Origin of the sequence: Alteromonas hispanica (genome assembly GCF_010500915.1) — a bacterium.
GTDB classification, from domain to species: Bacteria; Pseudomonadota; Gammaproteobacteria; order Enterobacterales; family Alteromonadaceae; genus Alteromonas; species Alteromonas hispanica.
In genome coordinates, this window is record NZ_JAAAWP010000003.1 from 75,432 (window position 1) to 98,355 (window position 22,924).

The window sequence follows — 22,924 nt, forward strand, 5'->3', positions numbered from 1 at the left end:
TATGACTCGGGGTGAGCATGGAATCTCTCGTGAAGATATTAGTGCAAATGCGTTAAAGGTCATGTACCGCCTTAACGGAGCAGGCTTCGAATCGTATTTAGTCGGAGGTTGCGTACGCGATATATTGATGGGCTACGAGCCTAAAGACTTCGATGTGGTGACCAATGCCACCCCAGAACAGATTAAAGGCCTATTTAGAAACTGCCGTCTTATTGGCCGTCGATTTCGCCTTGCTCATATTGTTTTTGGTAGAGAAATCATCGAAGTTGCTACATTCCGGGGTCATCATCAAGAAACCGATGAGAGTGATGAAACGCCGAAAAATAAAGCAACGGGCTCTCAAGATGCACACGGCCAGCTGGTAAGAGATAATGTGTTTGGTTCTATTGAAGAAGACGCTGAACGCCGAGATTTCACCTTCAACGCCATGTATTACAGCGTGGCAGACTTTACGGTAAAAGACTTTGCAAATGGCCTTGCCGCCATTGAGAAACGCGAAGTTGCCCTTATGGGCGATCCAGAAACCCGATATCGAGAAGATCCTGTACGCATGCTTCGCGCTGTGCGGTTCGCTGTTAAGCTATCTATGCGTATCGAGCCATCTACCGCGCAGCCCATTAAGAAGCTAGCGAGCTTGCTGCAAAACATTCCACCCGCGCGCCTATTTGAGGAAAGCCTCAAGCTGTTCTTATCTGGCAAGGGTGAAGAGACCTTTTTGATGATGCGAGAGTTTGGTTTAATTGACCAACTGTTCCCTCAGCTCGCGCCGTTCCTAAAAGACGAAAACAGCAAGGAAATGCAGTTTGTGCGTCGTGTACTTGCCAACACAGATGAGCGGATTAACAACGAGCAGCGGGTTACCCCAGCCTTTTTATATGCGGCCTTATTGTGGTATCCAGTTGAAGAGCATTCACAGCGATTACAGTTAGAATCGGGGCTTAACGCTCATGATGCATTTAATATCGCCTCTGGGGAAGTTATTTCCAAGCAAACTCAGCGCATTATGATCCCGAAACGTTTCTCAACGGTGGTAAGAGATATTTGGATTTTGCAGCAGCGTTTACCCAAGCGTTTTGGCCGAAGAGCATTTCAGTTGCTTACTCACCCTAAGTTTAGAGCAGGTTACGACTTCTTACTCGCTAGAGGACAAACAGAAGGCGGCGAACTATTAGAGCTTGCCCAATGGTGGACTCATTTTCAACATGCTGAAAATGGAAAACAAAAGAGCATGTTAAACGCTCTTAAACGCTCAGAAGGCTCAGGCGGAGCCCCTCGCAAAAAGCGCAAGCGCCGCCCTGCTAAGAGAGACACTGATGCATAAAGAGCATGTTTATATTGGTATAGGAAGTAACCTTGGAGATAGCGAAAGCCAAGCAAATAATGCCTTTGAAGCTATTGACAACCTTGAAGATACGCGCGTTCTAAAGAAGTCCTCACTGTATGCAAGTAAGCCCATGGGACCTCAGGACCAGCCAGACTACATCAATGCTGTATGTTTGATAGAAACAACGTTAAAGCCCCACAGCCTTTTAAAGCAGTTACAGCGTATTGAACTGGAATGTGGAAGAGAGCGAAAGGGTGATAGATGGGGTCCTCGTACATTAGATTTAGATATCTTGCTGTACGGAAGTCAACAGATTGATACCGCAGATTTAATTATTCCTCACTATGGCATGGCCGAGCGAGAGTTCGTCATGGTGCCCTTATTTGAAATAGCCCCAACCATGGTGATGAAAGATGGAAAGCCAATTGCTAACTGGGTTGCTAACTGCTCTCTCGATGGCTTACGCCGCTTGCGTACTTCCAATTAACGGCAAAATCCGTATAGTTCGCCACACGATATAAATATCTGGACCATGTCATGAAGAAAGTTACTGTTTCTGGCCTGCTTAAGAAAAAGCAGGCGGGTGAAAAGATTACCTCTTTAACTGCGTACGACGCCAGCTTTGCGAAAATGTTTGATGAACAAGGCATAGATGCTTTGCTAATTGGCGACTCGTTGGGCATGGTTTTACAAGGTGAAGACGACACCTTACCCGTTACTATACAAGACATTGCTTACCATACTAAAAGCGTAAGAAAAGGCACACAGCGGGCTTTTGTTATCGCTGACATGCCGTTTATGTCTTATGCCACTGCTGAACAAACTTACCAAAACGCTGCGGTTCTCATGGCTGCGGGTGCTAGCATGGTTAAAATGGAAGGCGGTAGCTGGCTGTGTGACACTATCTCAGGGCTAAACTTAAGAGGCGTCCCCGTATGCGGACATTTAGGCCTCACCCCTCAGTCTGTTCATGTATTTGGTGGCTTTAAGGTGCAAGGTAGAGACAGTGAACAGGCGCAAAAGCTGCTCGAAGAAGCCAAGGCACTAGAGAAAGCCGGTATTCAACTTTTGGTGCTAGAGTGCGTTCCCTCTGCTTTAGGAAAAATGATTAGTGAAGCATTGAGCATTCCAGTGATTGGTATTGGTGCGGGCAAAGACACCGACGGTCAAATTTTGGTGATGCACGATATGTTTGGTATCAGCGCCAATTATATGCCGAAGTTCTCCAAGAACTACTTGGTTGAAACCGGCGACATGCGCAAAGCCGTTGCACAATATATTGATGAAGTAAAATGTGGCGAATTCCCTTCGCCCCAGCACAGCTTTGACTAGGGCGTATAGCCCCTTACTGAGAAGCAAAATAAATAAAAAACAAAGCTGAACGAGAGGATTCTATGCAAATAGTGAGTGATATTTCATCATTGCGTCAATTGGTGGCAAGCTATAGACGCGACGGCAGCTCTATTGGCTTTGTTCCTACTATGGGCAACCTTCACGATGGTCATCTAAAACTGGTTAAGCGGGCAAAAGCACACAACGATATTGTTATTGTAAGTATCTTTGTTAACCCTATGCAGTTTGGCGCTAACGAAGACCTTGATGCCTACCCTCGAACGATAGAAGCCGACCAAGCCAAGCTAATTGAAAACGGTGTGGACGCTCTGTTTTTACCGAGTGTCAGCGATATGTACCCTTCCGGCCTTCAGGCGCAAACCTTTGTAGAAGTGCCCGGCATTTCCGATGTATTGTGCGGCGCCAGTCGGCCAGGTCACTTCCGTGGCGTAGCCACAGTGGTGAGCAAGCTTTTTAATATGGTCCAGCCTGACGATGCGTTTTTTGGTGAAAAAGACTTCCAGCAGCTGCAGGTTATTCGCACCATGGTGCAAGATTTATCTATGGCCGTAAATGTACATGGTGTGCCAACTGAGAGAGAGTCTTCAGGCCTTGCGATGAGCTCTCGTAATGGATATCTCAGTGAAAAAGAAAAAGACACCGCACGCTCGCTTTATAAAGAAATGCAGCAGGCAAAAGCCTTGGTTGAAGAGGGACAGTTATCGTTTGCTGATATCGAGAAATCTATGGTGGAAAACCTTGAAGCCCGCGGGTTTAAAAACGACTATGTCCGCATTGTAAACGCCACCACCTTACAGCCAGCCACTTCAGCCGATAAACATATCGCCATTGTAGCCGCCCTATTCATGGGCTCCACGCGTTTGATAGATAACTTGCACATTGAACGTTAGGTAGCGTTATTTTCTAACCTTGCTACCTAACAGTTTTGAATTTTCCGGCTTTTACTCTAGCTGTGCGTTTACGCAATACTCTGCATGTCGTTGCTGTTAACAAAGTCTATAAGCGAGCGCCATGCTTTCGTTTTCTTCGCAATGATATGCTGCTCGGCTAGGATCGCCGCAAGGTCGTTGTGGCTTGTGAGTGGGTTCGCCAGCACAACTCTAAATACTGTTATACATTGCGACGGATAATCTGGCGCTTCTAGCCGCGTTCGAGAAACAAACGACTTACCCGCCTCTCGCTGTTGTTTTTGTACCGCAACCACCAAAGCATCAATTTTCTCATTAATAGCTTTTTGCATGCTAGGCGATGCAGTTTTTAAAATTTGTTGAATTTCAGCGGGGCAAACGCGATAGGTGAGCAAAGAAAGCGTAGGGGTGGTGGTTAATTCAAAGTCTTGCGCCTTATTGATCATGGCCGAAAAGTCATGCGCTTTGTCGATACTGCTGTCAATGAGCAACTCGTAGCCCTTGCGACCAAAGATATGCAGCGCCGAGTAAACCATCATAGCCATACCGTTACGCGATCCCTCAAGGGTAGTTGCACCGAGATCTTTCGAGCCTTCACGCAATATATATTGCGCGTGGTGCCTTACGGTGTTGGCATTTTCGGGGTCTTTAAATAGCGCCATACCTGCGCCCATAGGCACATACATTTGTTTGTGTGCATCTATAGTTACCGAGTCTGCGCGCTCAATTCCCTTGAGACGATCGCGATAGCGAGAAGAGAACAAAGTTGCTCCTCCCCATGCAGCATCGACATGGAACCAACAGCCCAATTCTTTTGCTACATCGGCAAGTTCGTTCAGCGGGTCGACATGCCCAGTCTCAGTAGTACCGCCCACGCCTACGATAGCGAGCAGCTTATTGCCCTCTTCCTGATAGCGCTTACCGGCACGCAGCGCTTTTTCAGGGTCTAAGGTTTGATTCGGCGCAGGTAATGTGAGTAACTGTTCGCGCCCAATGCCCAGCACATCAACGGCTTTGGACAAAGAATAATGGCCGCGCTTACTACACATAATGCCCACATTATTGATGTTGTGAAAACGGTATGCAGCTGCTAATCCAGCCCTAGCTACGCCGGCAAAACCTTTCTGTGGCCCTAATAACTTATTCCTCGCCACCCATAACGCTGTAATGTTGGCGATGGTGCCACCAGAACAGAACGCACCTAACGAATGTGCCGCGCTGTGAAGATGCTCGTCATAGAAGCTCTCAGGTTGGTCGTACACCAAATTGTGCATCATGCCTATTACCTGGCGCTCAAGAGGCGTAAAGGCTTTTGATGTTTCTATTTTTACTAGGTTTTGGTTCAACCCCACCATAAGTTTAGAAAGTGGCAGGTGAAAATAGGGTAAAGCGGATGTCATGTGCCCAATGAAGGTAGGCGAATAAGTGTTTACAGAATGAGCCACCAGCTTATCTAGTAAGCTTTCAGCATGGGTTGATACGAATTCCGGTGATTCTGGTACCTTGGAATTTGAGAAGTCTTTTTCAACTTCTTCCAACGACGTTTTTTTCGTCACAACGTGTTGAGACAGAAAATCTAGAATATTGTCTGATAAATGCTGCTCAATCTGAGCTAGCTTTGAGTCTTTGTGTTCAGGCTTGGTAAAGACCCTAAACAGGTGCTCTAAACTTACTTGCGCTTCACCCACTAAACACACCCTCTCTCAACAAACATATATAAGGTTAATTCGCTGGGAACCCATTTCATCTTCAACAAAACTGACTCTCAACGAACATAGTAGGCGGTGTTATGCCAGACCAACCCCACTCTAATCTTCTTTTAAGGTAGTGCTGCACTACTTTTTCGCAGGCTACTTTAAGTTTTTTCGCAGGCTACTTTAAGGCAGCAAATACGCTTTAACTAAACCCATTGGTTACCCGCCCTGAAAGTTTTCATTTCACTTTCATGCCGCGGTCACATGACTTTTAGGGGAACGCACTTTACATTAGATTACAATTTTCGCCAAGTGGTTACCAGCAGCATTTAATTGTACTTTTGGCGGTGCCACACGTTGCTACTGGCAAAAGCACGGCACATGTCAGATTTACTGCTATATTTTAATTATGAATAAATACGTAAAAACGGGGTAACTTGTTTATGCCAATACGTGAAATATCAGAAGATTTTTCGATTGATGACATCGTTCCGTATTTTCAGCCTATTGTCGACCTGAACAGTCAAGGCGTGTGGCGTTACGAGTGTTTGGCCCGATTAATTACTCACAACGACAAAACATTCTTGCCCAGCGAATTTTTATATTTAATAGAGCGAGAGCAGCACGTTAAAACACTGGCGGCGAGCATGTTCTTGCAAAGCGCGAGTTACTTTCACGATCTCAACATTCCGTGGAACATTAATATCTCTGCTCAAGATCTCCATAATGAATCCCTCATTCACTCTCTTATTGCTGAACTTGCAGATTATCCCAACCCAAGACGAGCAAGTATCGAAGTAAGCGCATCGACTGCTTTGGAAAATCCGAAGCAACTGAGAGCCTTTATTGATAAAGGTATGCATAGCGGCCTAGGGGTGTTTATTGATAATGTTGGCTCCTGCCCTGGCAATATTAAAGCGCTTATGAACCTTCCTGTGAGAGGGATTAAAATTGCTGGCGGGCTAATTAGGCACTATCAACAGCAAGACGCAGTAAGGGAATACGTCGACCACCTGCTTATGCTGTGTGAACACCAAGGCATTGCGGTGATTGCTGAGCATATCGAAAACGAGGAACTGCTCAACGACGTAAAGCGTTTACCCATTAAATATGCTCAAGGTTATGTATTTAGCCCGCCAGTTGCACACGTGGCCAATGCATACCAGCATTGAGCAGTTACTCCTTCGCGCTTAAGATGGCGAACAATGAAAAATGGAGCTTAACTCTCTTCGCTTCGACAATTAAGCTTCCAGCAAGTTTGTCCACTGCCAGTGTATTTACGCTCAAAAGGTGTCATTGCATGACTGCTTTTTATTTCCGCGAGATCTGAAAGGCAGCCATAGTGGGCAGTCGCTTGAGCAAATTCCATCAAGTAAATAAGCCAGTTACTGCGCACTTCAATATTGGTGGTTATTGCCATGAAATCCACCATGGCTGCACTGCCGTGCCAGCGCTTTTGTATTTGCGTTTTTTTGGGGTATGGATTGGGATACAGTAAGTAGTGCTTTACCACCTGCCAATTAGAACTTCGAACTAAGCGCCAAAAATCGATAACATCTGCACGTATTACGCGGTAGTTTTCTTGCTCAACGGAATAATGGCTGTGCTTCTCCACCCGCTGCGCTGACTTATCAATACCAATTACTCGGGCCTCTGGGTTAGCTTTTGCAATATTGGCTGTGCTTTCACCTACTCCGCAGCAAGAGTCAAGAATAATGGGCCCAGCGTAACCATCAAGCCACTCACAAACCTCGCTAAAAGCGTGCTTAGTGTGCTCTCCAATAGGTCTCTTATTAGTCGATGCCTGATATTTCACAACAAGCTCGTCTAACTTGTCGTGAATGCCTACTTGATTTGTCGTGATAGACCGAGAGTTGCCGTCTGACATTAACTGCGAATTCCTTTCCCCGTTTTTAGTAAGTAATAAGCAATGCTAAATAACAGCACATTAAAGCCCACCAGCAAACCCAGCGCCAGCGTAATATTCACATCTGAAACACCCAAGAAGCCATACCGGAAGCCATTCACCATGTATACAACTGGGTTAGCCTTACTCACTATTTGCCAAAACTCTGGCAACAAAGAAAGGGAATAAAATACACCGCCCAAGTAAGTTAACGGGGTAAGCACGAAAGTGGGCACCACACTTATATCATCAAAGGTTTTCGCAAACACGGCGTTGATAAGGCCAGCTGTCGCAAAGAGTGTTGAGGTAAGTAATACGGTAAGAGCAATAATGCCCAAACTGTAAATTTGAACGTCAACGAAGAACAGCGACACCATGGTTACCATAATACCAATGAGGATAGCGCGAGCCACTCCGCCGCCAACATAACCAAGTATGATTACCGAGGTAGGAACCGGCGAAACCAAAAGCTCTTCTATATTGCGCTGAAATTTAGCGCTAAAAAAGGACGACGACACGTTTGAGTAAGAACTCGTAATAACCGACATCATTATTAGCCCAGGAACAATAAATTCCATGTAGCTAAATCCGCCCATTTGGCCGATGCGATTTCCAATAAGGCTGCCGAAAATAACAAAGTAGAGGCTCATGGTAATTGCTGGCGGTACGAGTGTTTGAACCCAAATTCTTAAAAAGCGGGTACATTCTTTAATCCAAATGGTAGTTAACGCTACGTAATTCTGTTTTACCCAGCTGATTTTTTTCTCTTCATTCATATGTGTAGTTTCATCACTCATTACTTCACTCCGCCTGCTTCGCTGACTCTACCAAACGAACAAACAATTCCTCTAAACGGTTGGATTTATTACGCATACTCATGACTTGAATACCCTGCTCGCTTAACTGAGCAAACACAGGGTTGAGCCCTTCGGCTTTCTCTACGTCCACCTCTAAGGTATGACTATCTATCCAGCGATAGTCGACGCTATGCAGATTAAGGGCGTCCATGTTGCTCTGCTCTTGCAGCTTCACATCAAGTACAAAGGTTTCAACATTGAGTTTAGACAGCAGTGACTTCATGCTGGTGTTCTCAACAATAGTGCCTTTATTGATAATGGCAATGTTGCGACACAGCATCTCAGCTTCTTCAAGATAGTGCGTGGTGAGAATTATGGTAATTCCCTGACGGTTTATCTCTTCTAAAAATACCCACATAGCGCGACGAATTTCTATATCTACACCGGCGGTTGGTTCGTCGAGAATCAGCAATTTGGGTTCGTGCATTAACGCTCTTGCTATCATCAGTCTGCGCTTCATACCGCCAGAGAGTTCTCTTGCGCGAGCGTCTCTTTTTTCCCACAAATCTAGCTGCGAAAGGTATTTTTCAGCCCGCTCTTTTGCAATACCCCGCGGTACACCGTAGTAGCCTGCTTGGTTGAGCACAATTTGGAGCACGGTTTCAAATTGGTTGAAGTTGAACTCTTGTGGCACCAGGCCTATGCACGCCTTCGCTTGCTCTTTTTGAGTGGTAAGGTCATAACCAAATACCGACACAGAGCCTTCTGTTTGATTAACTAGCGAGCTGATAATACCAATGGTGGTGGATTTACCCGCCCCATTAGGCCCTAGTAGCGCAAAAAAGTCGCCTTCTTGTACACTGAGATCTACCCCTTTAAGTGCTTTTACGCCACCTTTATAGGTTTTTGTTAATCCTTTTATGTCCAACGCTTTCATGAAATACCCATGTTGTGAGTGTTACAGCTAATCTGCAAAGGTGAGATTGAGTTACATGCGGTTAGTGCATTTTGCTTGTTTGCATAAATCTGCACTTTTACTTGTTTTGATTCTTTTACCTGTTTTTGTGTCATTTACATATTTTGACATTGACCTCCATTGTACCGCAATCCACGGTAAAACTTTAACCTGTGCGCGATTTAGCTTTGTTTTTTGCGTTTATTCGCTGATACAGGCATCACTTATTGAAGCGGCTCAATATCACTGGGAGTGCTTATTTTTTTGATTTTCAAGGGAGGCATCTGGCACATTTTTAATCATCATATTTTCTTTTCGGCGCGTCATCATTTTCGCCAAACGTCGCATACTCACTGTGGTGTCTTTCTCATCAACAATGTCAACGCCGAGCAGTCGCTCTAAGAGATCTTCAAGCGTTATGACTCCCTCTAGACCACCATATTCGTCAACGACCAACAGCATGTGAACATGTTTATCTATAAAATGCTCAAACGTCACCGAGAGCGGCATAATATTCAAAATAGTAACAAGGTTTTTGGCATACTCTGAGAGTGGTTTATCTGTATTACCGCGAGCTTGCGCAACTAACAAATCTGAACGCATTACATAACCGGTAATGTTTTCAGAATCGTTATCTTCATACACAGGAATACGCGAGAATTCGATATTAGAGTGCTTATGAAAAAAAGCTTCTACTGTCATTGATTCAGACACCGAGAAAAGTGCAGTTCTATGAGTGATAGCGTCTTTAACACGAAGCTCGTGTAAGCTTAATAAGCTTTGTAGAAATGAAGCTTCATGATTAGCAAGCTGCCCCTCCTGGCCTGAAAGTTCGGCCATTGCATGCAGTTCACTGCGACTTAATCCTCTTAACGGGCTGTCTTCTTTGAAGCCTCGTGTAAGCAACTCCGACATTTTCACAAACGGCATCAACGCAATTGCCAGATATTTTAAAAAGTAGGCCGTTGCTGGAGCGAGGGCACGCCAATAGGTAGCACCCACAGTTTTTGGAATGATTTCGGAGAACACAAGAATAAGCAGGGTTAACACAGCAGAAATGATACCTAGATAGGCTTCGCCAAAAACAGATGCGGCTTGAGCACCAGCACCAGCTGCGCCCATAGTGTGAGCGATAGTGTTCAGCGTAAGAATAGCCGATAGAGGCGTATTGATATTATCAGTTTGCTTGCGCAGTAATTTTCCGCTTGGCCGTTTCTCTTTCTCTAATACTGAGATATAGGCCGACGAGACACTTAAAATAACCGCTTCTGCAATTGAACACAGAAACGAAAAGCCAAGTGCAATAAACACGTACACAACAAGTAAAAACATGTATGGTTTCCATAGGGATTAGAGAATACTGCGATTTATTATTCTTATCTCGCAGCTTTATATTATGAGGAACACAGTGCGCGTTACAAGCGCACTAATAGATTATTTGTAACTAATGACAGCATGATGATGGGGTAGTGTGAGCATGTCGATATTGCAGCACTTTGTTTATTCCAATACGAATCATTAACGCAGCGAGCACAATTGCACTGATTGCGTAGGCAGCCTGAACACCATTTCCATGCTCATGCAGCGCACTTTGCGTTTGAATGAGGCTTTGTAAAGACATTGCTGAAACAAGATAGTTGAGGAGATAGCCAAAGCCTACACTGGCGCTAACAACACTGAACAGGTACAGGCAAAGAGTACGCAAACCCATTTCTTGCTTTATCATACCCATAGTGGATACATTGGTTGCTGGCCCTGCCATTAAAAACACTAAAATAGCGCCAGGCGATAACCCAGCAGCCAAAAAGCCTACTGCCAGCGGTGTTGATGCTGTAGCACAGATATACATTGGAATGCCGATAAACGCCATAACAAGCATGGCAACGAAGCCGTCACCCCACTGTGTTAAAAAGTCGGTGGGCACCCACGTTTTAATTGCTGCGGCAAGTGCTAAACCAATCAATAACCACACCACTATATCTTCAAGTAATTTGCCACTGGCGTAGCCTGCCACACGGACTATTCTTGAATTTGTAAAACCTGAATTTTGAGACGATGAATTATCGACGCCACTGGCCCCCTCAGAAATACTATCGGAGCTAATATCCGAACTAACGTCTGAACTACTGCAGCAAGAAGAAGTTTTAACTGGCTTAGACTCACTGCCGCAACATGATGTAGAAACGCTAGATGGCTTAGTGTCACAACAGGCATCAGCAGCTGTGTGAGAATGAGAGGTGCTGCTTGCCGCGGGCGCCTTTGTTATATCGTTTGTATCAAATAGCTTAACCATTAAACCCGCATAGATAGCACTCATTACAGCAGCAATAGGTCGAATGATGGCGAACAGTGGTCCTAACAGAGCGTAAGATACCGATACACTGTCAACACCTGTTTCTGGCGTTGATACTAAAAAAGAGATAGTGGATGGCTTTGAAGCGCCGCTACGTCTTAACCCTAGTGCAGCGGGAATAACACCGCAGGAACACAATGGTAATGGCGCGCCAATAACGGCAGCCTTACTAATTGAACTTAAAGAATTACTACCCATGTGACGTTCAAGAAAAGACACAGGAACCAACTCATGCATTACGCCGGCTACGACTAACCCTAGCAATAACCATGGAGCTGACTCCATAAATAATGCTAAAAAGTTTTCGGCGAGTAGAATAATGTCTGACATGCTTCCTCTGGGTATCTGATTACTTGTGAATTGACATAGATGGCTCGTCGCTAATAGCTTTAAGCATTTATCTTATGCACGCATCTAATCAATTCTTATTTGATAATACTACCAGAAACCAAGGCATTCAGAAAACGTGCAACGCCAAATAGCATATAAAGTAGCCGAACTGCAGCATTTGTAAGAAACTTTAAGAAACGTAGATAGCAAAAAGGCCGTAACAAGCCTGCGTTATGTGCAGCACCTGTAGGCCTTTTGCAATTACCTTATGCTCTGTCTTTGTTTAATTTAGAAACCACAGAGAACGCTTCAAGCATAACTAGCACCGATACTATTAGCACAACAGCATCGAGGAAAACCAATAGGTAGTTCTCAGCCAGATAGTATTCTTTCAGTTTTATTAGGCCGGCAAAGAACGCCATAACTAATACAAATACCATTGGAATGAGCGTGTACTTTGCAGGCCTACCGAGTTTGATAAGCATGACCGAAATCACCAATAAAGTAAGGCTAGCCAGTATTTGATTAGTAGAACCAAACAGCGGCCAAATGATCATACCGCCACTACCGGATGCACCACCTGCACCAAAAGCAAGAAGCAAGCAGCAGCCAACGGCAAGCAAGGTGGCAACCAAACCATTTTTAAGCGCATCGATTGAGTAGATATCGCCCCATTCTTGGATAATATAGCGCTGAAGACGTACGCCAGAATCCATAGTTGTGCCCGCAAATAACACCACCATGACAGCTAAAATGGTTGAGGAGAAGTCGACAGGCAGCCCCCATCCTTGCTGTATTAAATTAGCTCCCCCAGTGATGAATGCACCTACGCTACCAGCGCCCAGATGGCTGTAAACCTCATGCCACTCTTCAGGTGACGCAGCAAAGGCCACGCCGCTTACCGCCACAATAGTAATAAGTGCAAGGGAGCCTTCACCGATTGCGCCTAAGTAGCCAACAAAACGAGCATCAGTTTCTTTGTCGAGTTGTTTAGAGCTAGTACCTGAGGCCACTATGCCATGGAAACCTGATACCGCGCCGCAGGCAATAGTAACAAACAGAAGTGGAATAATGCTGGGGGTATCTACCGCAGTTTGCATGTTGAAGGCCGGCGCTGTGATATCTGGCATGGCGAAGAACACTGCGCCGTAGAGCAAAAATAAGCCCACTAACAATTGCATACCATTAATAAAATCTCGCGGCTGAAGCAACATCCAAACTGGTAGCAAAGAAGCTATAGCAGCATAAACAAATAAGATGATGATCCAATTGGCCTTATCGGCTAGACCAAACATTGTCTCTGGAAGACTAATTGGAATATAGCTGCCTGCATAGACAGACGCATAAAGCACTACAATGCCTACCAAACACAAAGGAATTAGAGAGAAGTTTCGTTTTAGCAGTTGGCCAATAATCAATGCCACCGCAATAGCCATCCATGCGGGGAACACCGCGGTAGGTTGAGATACAAAAGAATTGGCTATCACTACCCCGAATACCGCATTTACCATTAACAGAACAAGGAAAATGACTATCATAAAGAGCGCTCGGGAGCGTTTGCCAATAACGCTTTCTGACAATGCGCCCATTGACTTGCCCTTATGTCGGGCACTCGCCCATAATGCGCCCATGTCGTGCACACCAGCGAATAAAATAGTACCAAATACCACCCAAAGTACAGCGGGCACCCAACCCCAATAGACTGCGATAGCAGGCCCTACAATGGGAGCTGCTCCAGCAACTGACGTAAAGTGATGCCCCCAAAGCACGACTTTATTAGTCGGCACGAAGTCTTTGCCATCCTGCTCCGTGTGGGCTGGGGTAACAAAATTATCATCCAATTTAAAAATGCGGTTTGCGATAAATTTTGAATACACAAACCAGCCAAAAAGCATGCCGATAATTCCAAGTATTACGATAGCAATAGACTGCATATAGTTATTCCACTGTCTTTATTAAATAAGCTGCGAAAGCCTGATTCTAATTGTCTGCAAAAACTAACCTGCACAATTACAACATTTATTCTGCATAGTGCGGCGCAATATTAGACCAAAGTCTAACCATAGTTAAGTTTATTTCTACACGTCATACCAATAAAAAATTAACATTTACAAAACAACTTGGGTGATAAATCACTCAATAACCCGCTTTACACGCTATTGACAGTTTTCTTCTTTAAATGATATCGATTCTCGTTTATAAATGCGGTCATCTTTAAGTATCACAATTATCGAAAGTACAATGGCATCACCCAAATTACATATGGCATTTCGCAAGTACCATCGCTGGCTTGGCTTTTTCTTATCTGGAATTATGGCAATTTATGCATTGAGCGGCGTCTTATTAATATTTCGTCCCACAGATTTCCTTAAATATGACCAAGTGCAAATAAGGCAGCTCGATACTAACCTTTCAGCCAACAGTATTACTTCGGCTATTAAAATTCGCGGGCTGAAAGTTGTAAGTGAAGATAGCGACAGCATTACGCTCAATATGGGTGAGTATGATAAGACAACAGGAACGGCTACGTTAACCCGCAAGGATTACCCTGTTGTATTAGCCAAAATGGTAAAACTTCATAAGGCGACGAATAACAGTCCGCTCTTTTACCTAAACATTGCGTTTGGTGTGGGCCTACTGTTTTTTGTTATTTCTGCATTTCTTATGTTTATGCCCAAGTTACCTATGTACAAAAATGGTCTTAAGATTGCGGGGATAGGCGCTGCGGTGGCTGTGTTAACCGTTATGTTCGGATCTTAGCTATTGGAGTTAGCCGTCAGACTAACAGCATAAATTACAGTTGGTGAAGGGCACTTTTGCGCCCTTTCTACTGTTTATATCTTGAGGAAAAACTGCTTTATCTCAGCATACACAGCAAGCGACTCAGGTGTGTTATGCCCTATAAGATACATGGCGTGAGACATACCTTCAAAAACCTCTAACTGGGTAGTAATAGCATGCTCACGCAATTTTCTATTCACCCTCACCGTATCGCTTAAAAAAAGATCCCGAGTACCTGACACTAATATGGTTGGTGGTAGACCATCAAAGTTGCCATACAGCGGAGAAACGCTCGGATGGGTGAGTGAATGTGACCCTGCGTATAACTGCGCTGCGGCGGATAAACTCCCCTCATAGGAAACCAGCACTCTATCTGCTTCTTCATTGATAAGCAGGGAGTCGCTAGTGTTAGACAAATCGGCCCAGGGCGTTCCCAAATAGACGCCTACGGGTAAGGGTTTGTCTTGTTGTTTTAACTGTTGCAACAACGCGAGAGTTAAACCGCCACCCGCTGACGTTCCCCCAATAAATATGCGATTGCTTCCGTACTCGTTACGTAATTCGTCATAAACTGCACATGCATCATTCAGTGCTGCAGGGAAAGGTGATGAAGGCGGCATACGATAATCTACGCTATACACCACAATACCCAGTCTATCCGCTATCAAAATGCCTTCTTCAATACTCACAAGACCTGAGAAAAACACATACGCACCGCCGTGGAAATCGATATAAACCTTATTTTGAAAACGCTCATTTATTGTTTTAGGTGTGATTTTACGTACTGTTACCCCGACAATACTCAATAACTCAACAGATACATTGAACTGCTTTCGCATGGCTTTTACTTTCTTTTTTTGCCGCGAATTTACCGCATGTATGCGATCTCTCCACGCCTCAATGTTAGCCGGCACATCAGATTTCACAGTGTCTAACGATAAGGATGGAAACTGCTCCACCACCAATTGCATTTCACTGCTTATAGCATTCGGTATAGAAGCATAACGACGCTGTGAAAATGGCTTAGAGTTTGTTTCTTTAGACATTGTCGCTTAACACCTTTGTTCAATTGGATGTACTTTGCTTCTATCGCACTTTTTTGTCGCACTTTTTGTCGCACTTTTTGTCGCTAATTTATTTGTGACATACAGTTTGGTACGTATAACGATATATTTTACGGTGCATATTGTGGAGCTTAGTACAGTGTTAATTACTTGGGAGTTGGGGTATAACTACGCACAATTGCCAGAAATAACAATTAATCGTCGTCGCCTTGTATTTGTAACCCTCTGATATCAGTAGCGACCAATAAGGAAATTGCAATGAAAACACGTTCTCGTCGCCAACTCATCATTGGACTAGGATTCACGCTATTATCTACCTTTAGCCTTTCGTTCTCGGCATTAGCAGCAGCCGCTACTACAGCTGGCGACAACTCAATGAAAGCTGAAAGCGAAACATCTATTTGGAAAGTCAGTAAAGACGGCGACACCGTTTATATTGGCGGAACTATACATATACTTCCTGTTAGCGAGTTTCCTCTCCCCAGACAGTTTACTGATATCTACCAACAAAGCGACACCATTGTTTTAGAGGCGGAGCTACCAGAACCAACCGATATTACAGCGCAGCAAAAAATGATGATGGGTTTATCTTATCAAAACGGACAAACTCTAAAAGACACCTTGAGTGAAGAAACATTTACTGCGCTAGACCAATACCTTTCTGCATTTGGCAGCAGTGCAAACCAATTAGCCAGTTTCAAACCGGGTTTTGTCACTACTATGTTAGTCACAATGGAAGCCCAGCGAGCGCAAATGGCAGGCGAAGGTGTAGATGCTTATTTCACTCAATTAGCAAAACGTGATAGCAAAGATAGAGAGTATTTGGAGTCGTTAGACTTTCAAATTTCCATGCTTGCAGGTTTAGGTGAAGGCGAAGAAGAACAGTTCATATCGGAAACCCTGGCCACTTTACCCGATCTTAAAAGCGAACTTAAACAAACGATAAAAGCGTGGCGTGCAGGTGATACAGAGGCCCTGAACAAACTGGTTATTCAAACCTTCAAACAAGAAGCGCCAGAATCGTACGACGATGTATTTACCAAGCGCAATATAAGCTGGATACCTCAAATAGAAGCCATGTTTGGTGATGATGACAAAGAGTTTGTACTAGTAGGTGCAGGCCATCTCGTTGGCGAAGACAACGTACTTAAACTGCTCGAACAAAAGGGCTACTCTATCAAGCAGTTATAATATCTCGGGTAGGGTTTAAAGCGCTATCCCGTTTATGAATGCTTTTTGATAAACAGATTTTTAATATGGTGTGGCAAGTGAAATAGGACCTTTGCCAATTGATGCCTTCTTTAACAAATACTCGTTTTCAATAAAACGTAATTAGCACTCATGCGAGTAACAAAATTTCTGTCAATCGCATGAGTGTTTTGATGCAAATGCGTTAAAGATACTTCTACCTTCTCTTACTCTTACTTCACGTAAACCCGGTATTCCCAAGGTTTCAAATTAAGGATTGTGGCCTCTGAAATCGTCACTTTTTGCTTGTTAAACAGTTCTGTATAGGCCCCTGACGTTTGTGGGCCTTCAAATTTCACTGCATTGTCCTTGTCCGAAAAATTAATTACAACGAACACCTTGTCCTTGCTGTTCTCGCGAATAAAGCTAAGTACTTCAGTCGGACTCGTATTATATACACGCTCCATTGTCGCGCCATATTTACCATGCCATAATGCGGTGTTGTTTTTCTGAAGCGCTAATAGCTTCTGTATTAACGGTTTGAACTCATGTTCTTTCCATTCGATCGGGTCTTTCTCAAAAAACTTGAGACGCTTATCATTACCAGCTTCTAGTCCATTATAGATTAATGGAATCCCCTCCCCGACAACAGACAACACAATTGCTGCCGCCGCTTTCTCTTCGCTGCCATAGCGCTCAAATACGCTTCCTTCCCACGAATTAGCATCGTGATTTGAAACATAAGTCATTCGGTAGCTATTTTTCGGATAAGCTCCCTCATTCCATGAATAGTAGACAAACAGGCTATTTAAATCAGCGTGTCCTTGCATGATATCGTGAACAGCCTCCTGCCAAGACCATGCGTAAGTAGCATCAAAGGCTTTTGCATGTAAATCCCGCATTTCCCATTCAGCCAGCATAAAAACAGGTTTAATGGCATCTAACTCAGCTCTGACATTCTCCCAAAAATCTATTGGTACGAAACCCGCAACATCGCATCGGTAACCGTCGACATTAACTTCTTCAACCCAAAACTTCATTGCATTAGTCATGTATTCCCTCATTTCTGGGACGCTATAATCAAAATCGATTATGTCTGACCAATCCCACCAAGGGGTCGGGTGAAAATTGCCCTGCGCATTTTTTGTATACCAATTTGGATGTTTGAATCTTAATTCGTTATCCCAAGCACTGTGGTTTGCTACCCAGTCTAAAATGACATACATATCGAGCTCATGAGCTGCATCTACAAAGCTTTTTAAGTCTTCTAACGTTCCAAATTCTGGGTTAACACCAAAATAATCTTTGACAGCGTAAGGGCTACCTAGCGAGCCCTTTCTATTTTCTTCACCAATAGGGTGGATTGGCATTAACCAAAGAATATCCACACCGAGTTCTTTTAATCGTGGTAATTGTTCCTTTGCAGCTGCAAACGTTCCCTCTGGAGTAAACTGTCGCGTGTTGATTTGGTAAAAACTGGCGTTCTTACTCCATTCGGGATGCTCCAGTTTGACGTATTCTTGGGGAGCATATTTCGATGAAATATTTGTTGAGGTAGTTTTGTTACTAATATTGGTGCACGCAACTAAAATTAACACCAGAAATAAAAATGCAAGTTTGTTCATATGTAGAAACTCTTAATCGGTTAAGTTTCGGCACTATGCGATGCAAATAATTTTTTTTCAACAATCTGTTAACATGAATACGTATGTATGACTTTATGGGTGTTTGCCAGATTCCCCGATAGCTATAGAGAACTCTCAGCAGCACGGACGCTACTGTGGAGCCCCCATGGATGGGTTTACGGCGAGTTTCAGAGGGCTTACACTCACGTACTTTCCAACAGGCATAAAAAAAGCGCACCTAAGTGCGCTTTTTTGTGCAGTGTTTGCAAAGTCTAGATTAGTCTAGGATCTTCGCTACAACACCAGCACCTACTGTACGACCACCTTCACGGATTGCGAAACGTAGACCTTCGTCCATCGCAATCGGAGCAATTAGCTCAACCTTGAATTTAAGGTTGTCACCAGGCATTACCATTTCTACGCCTTCTGGAAGCTCTACAGCACCAGTTACGTCAGTTGTACGGAAGTAGAACTGTGGACGATAGCCTTTGAAGAATGGAGTATGACGGCCACCTTCGTCTTTAGACAATACGTATACTTCTGCTTCGAACTTAGTGTGTGGGTTGATTGAACCAGGCTTCGCTAGTACTTGTCCACGCTCTACGTCATCACGCTTAGTACCACGTAGTAGTACACCAACGTTCTCACCAGCACGACCTTCGTCTAGAAGCTTACGGAACATTTCAACACCAGTACAAGTCGTCTTAGTTGTATCTTTGATACCAACGATTTCTACTTCTTCACCTACTTTAACGATACCTTGCTCAACACGACCTGTTACAACAGTACCACGACCTGAGATTGAGAATACGTCTTCGATTGGAAGAATGAACGGCTTATCGATTGCACGCTCTGGCTCTGGGATGTATGAATCAAGAGCTTCACCTAGTTCGATGATTTTCTTTTCCCACTCTGCATCGCCTTCAAGCGCTTTAAGTGCAGAACCTTGGATAACTGGAAGGTCATCGCCTGGGAATTCATATTCGCTAAGAAGTTCACGAACTTCCATTTCTACTAGCTCAAGAAGCTCTTCGTCATCAACCATGTCACATTTGTTCATGAACACGATGATGTGAGGAATACCAACCTGACGACCAAGTAGGATGTGCTCACGAGTTTGAGGCATAGGGCCATCTGTCGCAGCAACTACTAGGATTGCACCGTCCATCTGAGCAGCACCAGTGATCATGTTTTTAACGTAATCAGCGTGTCCTGGGCAGTCAACGTGCGCGTAGTGACGTGATGGAGTATCGTATTCTACGTGTGACGTAGAGATAGTGATACCACGTGCTTTTTCTTCAGGCGCGTTATCGATTTGATCGAATGCTTGAGCTGAACCACCGTATGTCTTTGAAAGAACAGTAGTGATAGCTGCAGTTAGCGTGGTTTTACCGTGGTCAACGTGGCCGATTGTACCCACGTTTACATGGGGTTTCGTACGTTCAAACTTTTCTTTTGCCATTTTTCTCGTTTCCTAAGTTAAAAGTCCGACCCACAAATAGACCGGACCGAACCTTCATTTAGATTAGATTCTAGATTCAATAATAGCCCGCGCCACATTGTTAGGCGCCTCAGAATAATTGAAAAACTCCATTGAGTATGAAGCACGACCCTGCGTTTGTGAACGCAAGTCTGTCGCATACCCAAACATTTCTGAAAGAGGCACTTTAGCACGTATCATTTTAACACCTGCTACGCCATCTTCCATACCTTCGATCATGCCGCGGCGACGATTTAAGTCACCAACAACATCACCCATCCAGTCTTCTGGAGTAGTTACTTCAACTTTCATAGTGGGTTCAAGCAACACCGGATTTGCTTCTGCGGCGCCTTTTTTGAAACCCATTGAGCCGGCGATCTTAAACGCCATTTCAGAAGAGTCAACATCGTGGTAAGAACCATCAAACAAAGTAACCTTTACATCGAGTACGGGATACCCTGCAAGAACACCACTTCGCATCTGCTCCTGAATTCCTTTATCGACCGCTGGAATGAACTCTTTTGGTACAGTACCACCGACGATCTCGTTCACAAATTCGTAGCCAAAGTCCTCTTCCTGAGGTTCTATGCGCAGCCATACGTGACCAAACTGACCACGGCCGCCAGACTGACGAACGAACTTCCCTTCCACCTCAACAGCTTTGCGAAGGGTCTCACGATAAGCAACCTGAGGGTTACCTACGTTACATTCAACCTTAAATTCCCGCTTCATACGATCAATGATGATATCTAGGTGTAATTCACCCATACCAGAAATGATCGTTTGCCCCGTCTCATCATCAGTTTTTACTTTGAAAGACGGGTCTTCCGCAGCAAGCTTACTTAGCGCTATACCCATTTTTTCTTGGTCAGCTTGTGACTTCGGCTCTACCGCAATTGAAATAACCGGGTCGGGAAATTCCATACGCTCTAGCGTAATGATGTTATTCGGATCGCACAGCGTATCACCAGTAGTGACATCTTTAAGGCCTATTGCAGCCGCAATATCACCCGCGCGTACCTCTTTAATTTCTTCTCTGTCCTTCGCGTGCATTTGCACGATACGACCAAATCGCTCGCGCTTGCCTTTCACAGGGTTATATACAGTATCGCCTGTATTCACCACACCAGAATAACAGCGGAAAAACGTCAGCGTACCAACAAACGGGTCGGTCGCTATTTTAAACGCCAGTGCAGAAAACGGCTCTTCGTCCGTAGGATGACGTTCTGCTTCTGTTTCGTCTTTGTCGTCGAGAATACCGGTTATCGCTTTTACTTCGTTTGGCGACGGCAAAAAATGAACAACTGCGTCGAGTACTGCCTGAACACCTTTGTTTTTGAAGGCACTGCCACAAGTGGCAAGAACAATTTCGTTGTTCAGCGTACGAGTGCGAAGTCCAAGTCTGATTTCGTCTTCAGTTAGCTCTTCGCCTTCTAAATACTTATCCATTAACGCTTCTGAGGCTTCAGCGGCTGCTTCTACCATTTCAGTGCGATACTGCTCGGCTTTCTCTAAATATTCAGCTGGAATGTCTTCATAGGTAAATGTCATACCCATGTCTTCTTCATTCCAATTGACTGATTTCATCTTAATTAAATCGATGACACCATGAAATTCTTCTTCAGCGCCCATGTTGATTTGAATCGGAACACAGTTAGCGCCTAAACGTTTGCGAATTTGACCCACAACACGCTCAAAGTCAGCACCAGCCCGATCCATTTTGTTAACGAATACAAGGCGTGGCACTGCATATTTGTCAGCCTGTCGCCAGACTGTCTCTGATTGAGGTTCTACCCCAGAAGACCCACAGAATACAACTACCGCTCCGTCAAGAACACGTAATGAACGTTCCACCTCAATAGTGAAATCTACGTGTCCTGGCGTGTCGATGATATTTATTCTATGTTGATCGAACTGTTGCTCCATACCAGACCAGAAACAGGTAGTAGCAGCAGACGTGATAGTAATACCACGCTCCTGCTCTTGTTCCATCCAGTCCATGGTAGCAGCACCATCGTGCACTTCTCCGATTTTGTGAGACAGTCCTGTATAAAACAAGACACGCTCTGTGGTCGTGGTTTTACCCGCGTCCACGTGAGCCACAATACCAATATTGCGATAACGCTCAATCGAGGTCTTACGAGGCATAAATCTCTCTCAGTTAAATAACGTTGATTACCAACGGTAGTGAGCAAACGCTTTGTTTGCTTCGGCCATACGGTGAACGTCTTCACGTTTCTTAACCGCTGAACCTTTATTTTCTGCTGCGTCTAACATCTCAGCCGCTAGGCGTTGTGCCATAGACTTTTCGCCACGTTTACGTGCAGCATCAACCATCCAACGCATACCTAGTGCATTACGACGAACTGGACGTACTTCTACTGGAACCTGATAAGTTGAACCACCAACACGACGAGATTTAACCTCTACCGTAGGGCGGATGTTATCAAGAGCTTCTTCGAATACATCAAGGTGTGCTTTGTTGGTTTTTTCAGCAACAATATCTAGCGCACCGTAAACGATTTTTTCAGCGACTGACTTCTTGCCGTCGAGCATTACGACATTCATGAATTTAGCAAGCAGTTGTGAACCAAATTTTGGCTCTGGTAGGATTTTACGTTGACCTACGACTCTTCTTCTTGGCATTTCTATTCTCCGTATGAATTCAGGGAATACCCAAAACTCTTAAACTTCAGTTTGGCCTTACTAACGGAGAACCGTTAAGACTTAGGCCTTTTCGCGCCGTACTTAGAACGGGCTTGCTTACGATCGTTTACACCTGCGCAGTCCAAAGTACCGCGAACTGTGTGATAACGAACACCTGGTAAATCTTTAACACGACCACCACGGATAAGTACTACACTGTGCTCTTGTAGGTTGTGACCTTCACCACCGATGTATGAAGAAACTTCAAAACCGTTAGTTAGACGCACACGACATACTTTACGTAGTGCAGAGTTTGGTTTCTTTGGCGTAGTTGTATATACACGAGTACATACACCACGTCTCTGTGGACAAGCTTGCAGTGCAGCTACGTTGCTTTTTTCAACGGGCTTTCTGCGTGGCTTGCGCACTAACTGGTTAACTGTTGCCATTAACTAGCTCCTGATTAAAAACTACGAAAACCCAATCACTGTGATTGGGTCCATATTAATGCGACTTTTTC

At 44.4% G+C, this 22,924-nt stretch carries 20 protein-coding genes; 7 read left to right on the forward strand and 13 right to left on the reverse strand.

The window, feature by feature from the left end; genetic code table 11:
• Nucleotide 1: 1 nt before the first annotated feature.
• From pcnB to panC, 4 genes are all read left to right on the forward strand, one after another.
• On the forward strand, nucleotides 2-1,321 hold the full coding sequence (gene pcnB, locus GTW09_RS05885; protein WP_163110827.1) for a polynucleotide adenylyltransferase PcnB: 1,320 nt from the start codon (nucleotides 2-4) through the stop codon (nucleotides 1,319-1,321).
• Nucleotides 1,314-1,811 carry a 2-amino-4-hydroxy-6-hydroxymethyldihydropteridine diphosphokinase gene (folK, locus tag GTW09_RS05890; RefSeq protein ID WP_163110829.1) on the forward strand — a complete coding sequence of 166 codons (498 nt, stop codon included), beginning with the start codon at nucleotides 1,314-1,316 and terminating at the stop codon, nucleotides 1,809-1,811. Before pcnB ends, folK begins: the two co-directional genes overlap by 8 nt.
• Before the next feature lie 50 nt (nucleotides 1,812-1,861).
• On the forward strand, nucleotides 1,862-2,656 hold the full coding sequence (gene panB / locus GTW09_RS05895) for a 3-methyl-2-oxobutanoate hydroxymethyltransferase (RefSeq protein ID WP_163110831.1): 795 nt from the start codon (nucleotides 1,862-1,864) through the stop codon (nucleotides 2,654-2,656).
• A 62-nt stretch (nucleotides 2,657-2,718) separates the two neighbouring features.
• Entirely contained in the window at nucleotides 2,719-3,567 is an 849-nt protein-coding gene (gene panC, locus GTW09_RS05900; protein WP_163110833.1) for a pantoate--beta-alanine ligase, read from the forward strand.
• A 68-nt stretch (nucleotides 3,568-3,635) separates the two neighbouring features.
• Here the strand turns inward: panC and panP are convergent, their stop codons facing one another.
• The gene (panP, locus tag GTW09_RS05905; RefSeq protein WP_071980799.1) at nucleotides 3,636-5,273 is read right to left on the reverse strand and encodes a pyridoxal-dependent aspartate 1-decarboxylase PanP; all 1,638 of its coding nucleotides are present in this window, start codon (nucleotides 5,271-5,273) and stop codon (nucleotides 3,636-3,638) included.
• Between the two features lie 449 nt (nucleotides 5,274-5,722).
• On the opposite strand from panP, the gene GTW09_RS05910 reads away from it, so the two are divergent.
• Nucleotides 5,723-6,451, forward strand: a complete 729-nt coding sequence (locus GTW09_RS05910; RefSeq protein WP_163110835.1) for an EAL domain-containing protein — start codon at nucleotides 5,723-5,725, stop codon at nucleotides 6,449-6,451.
• Nucleotides 6,452-6,498: 47 nt separating this feature from the next.
• Here the strand turns inward: GTW09_RS05910 and trmB are convergent, their stop codons facing one another.
• The 6 genes from trmB to GTW09_RS05940 all read right to left on the reverse strand — a co-directional run bounded on the left by trmB (nucleotide 6,499) and on the right by GTW09_RS05940 (nucleotide 13,554).
• Nucleotides 6,499-7,167: a tRNA (guanine(46)-N(7))-methyltransferase TrmB gene (gene trmB, locus GTW09_RS05915; protein WP_163110837.1), complete on the reverse strand. Its 669-nt coding sequence runs from the start codon at nucleotides 7,165-7,167 to the stop codon at nucleotides 6,499-6,501.
• Nucleotides 7,167-7,982 (reverse strand): ABC transporter permease, encoded by an 816-nt coding sequence (locus GTW09_RS05920; RefSeq protein ID WP_198033575.1) that lies wholly within the window; start codon nucleotides 7,980-7,982, stop codon nucleotides 7,167-7,169. Before GTW09_RS05920 ends, trmB begins: the two co-directional genes overlap by 1 nt.
• A gap of 4 nt (nucleotides 7,983-7,986) precedes the next feature.
• Nucleotides 7,987-8,919, reverse strand: a complete 933-nt coding sequence (locus tag GTW09_RS05925; RefSeq protein WP_100973039.1) for an ABC transporter ATP-binding protein — start codon at nucleotides 8,917-8,919, stop codon at nucleotides 7,987-7,989.
• Nucleotides 8,920-9,180: 261 nt separating this feature from the next.
• On the reverse strand, nucleotides 9,181-10,269 hold the full coding sequence (locus GTW09_RS05930; protein ID WP_163110839.1) for a CNNM domain-containing protein: 1,089 nt from the start codon (nucleotides 10,267-10,269) through the stop codon (nucleotides 9,181-9,183).
• Nucleotides 10,270-10,381: 112 nt separating this feature from the next.
• On the reverse strand, nucleotides 10,382-11,620 hold the full coding sequence (locus GTW09_RS05935; RefSeq protein WP_163110841.1) for an SO_0444 family Cu/Zn efflux transporter: 1,239 nt from the start codon (nucleotides 11,618-11,620) through the stop codon (nucleotides 10,382-10,384).
• 266 nt (nucleotides 11,621-11,886) lie between these two features.
• Nucleotides 11,887-13,554 (reverse strand): carbon starvation CstA family protein, encoded by a 1,668-nt coding sequence (locus tag GTW09_RS05940; protein WP_100973041.1) that lies wholly within the window; start codon nucleotides 13,552-13,554, stop codon nucleotides 11,887-11,889.
• Nucleotides 13,555-13,861: 307 nt separating this feature from the next.
• Here GTW09_RS05940 and GTW09_RS05945 point away from each other — a divergent pair, with 307 nt between their 5' ends.
• Nucleotides 13,862-14,380, forward strand: a complete 519-nt coding sequence (locus tag GTW09_RS05945; protein ID WP_163110843.1) for a hypothetical protein — start codon at nucleotides 13,862-13,864, stop codon at nucleotides 14,378-14,380.
• Between the two features lie 74 nt (nucleotides 14,381-14,454).
• On the opposite strand, the gene GTW09_RS05950 is transcribed toward GTW09_RS05945, so the two are convergent.
• Nucleotides 14,455-15,447, reverse strand: a complete 993-nt coding sequence (locus GTW09_RS05950; protein WP_163110845.1) for an alpha/beta hydrolase fold domain-containing protein — start codon at nucleotides 15,445-15,447, stop codon at nucleotides 14,455-14,457.
• A gap of 276 nt (nucleotides 15,448-15,723) precedes the next feature.
• Here GTW09_RS05950 and GTW09_RS05955 point away from each other — a divergent pair, with 276 nt between their 5' ends.
• Nucleotides 15,724-16,656, forward strand: a complete 933-nt coding sequence (locus tag GTW09_RS05955) for a TraB/GumN family protein (protein ID WP_163110847.1) — start codon at nucleotides 15,724-15,726, stop codon at nucleotides 16,654-16,656.
• 230 nt (nucleotides 16,657-16,886) lie between these two features.
• On the opposite strand, the gene GTW09_RS05960 is transcribed toward GTW09_RS05955, so the two are convergent.
• The 5 genes from GTW09_RS05960 to rpsL form a co-directional block, all read right to left on the reverse strand.
• On the reverse strand, nucleotides 16,887-18,278 hold the full coding sequence (locus tag GTW09_RS05960; RefSeq protein WP_163110849.1) for an alpha-amylase family glycosyl hydrolase: 1,392 nt from the start codon (nucleotides 18,276-18,278) through the stop codon (nucleotides 16,887-16,889).
• Nucleotides 18,279-18,555: 277 nt separating this feature from the next.
• On the reverse strand, nucleotides 18,556-19,740 hold the full coding sequence (gene tuf / locus GTW09_RS05965) for an elongation factor Tu (RefSeq protein ID WP_083595409.1): 1,185 nt from the start codon (nucleotides 19,738-19,740) through the stop codon (nucleotides 18,556-18,558).
• A 63-nt stretch (nucleotides 19,741-19,803) separates the two neighbouring features.
• The gene (gene fusA, locus GTW09_RS05970; protein ID WP_100973044.1) at nucleotides 19,804-21,906 is read right to left on the reverse strand and encodes an elongation factor G; all 2,103 of its coding nucleotides are present in this window, start codon (nucleotides 21,904-21,906) and stop codon (nucleotides 19,804-19,806) included.
• A gap of 27 nt (nucleotides 21,907-21,933) precedes the next feature.
• Complete coding sequence (gene rpsG, locus GTW09_RS05975) at nucleotides 21,934-22,404, reverse strand: 30S ribosomal protein S7 (RefSeq protein ID WP_071980813.1); 471 nt, start codon at nucleotides 22,402-22,404, stop codon at nucleotides 21,934-21,936.
• A 74-nt stretch (nucleotides 22,405-22,478) separates the two neighbouring features.
• Nucleotides 22,479-22,853, reverse strand: coding sequence for a 30S ribosomal protein S12 (gene rpsL / locus GTW09_RS05980; protein ID WP_071980814.1), 375 nt, complete (start codon nucleotides 22,851-22,853; stop codon nucleotides 22,479-22,481).
• Nucleotides 22,854-22,924: the final 71 nt, after the last annotated feature.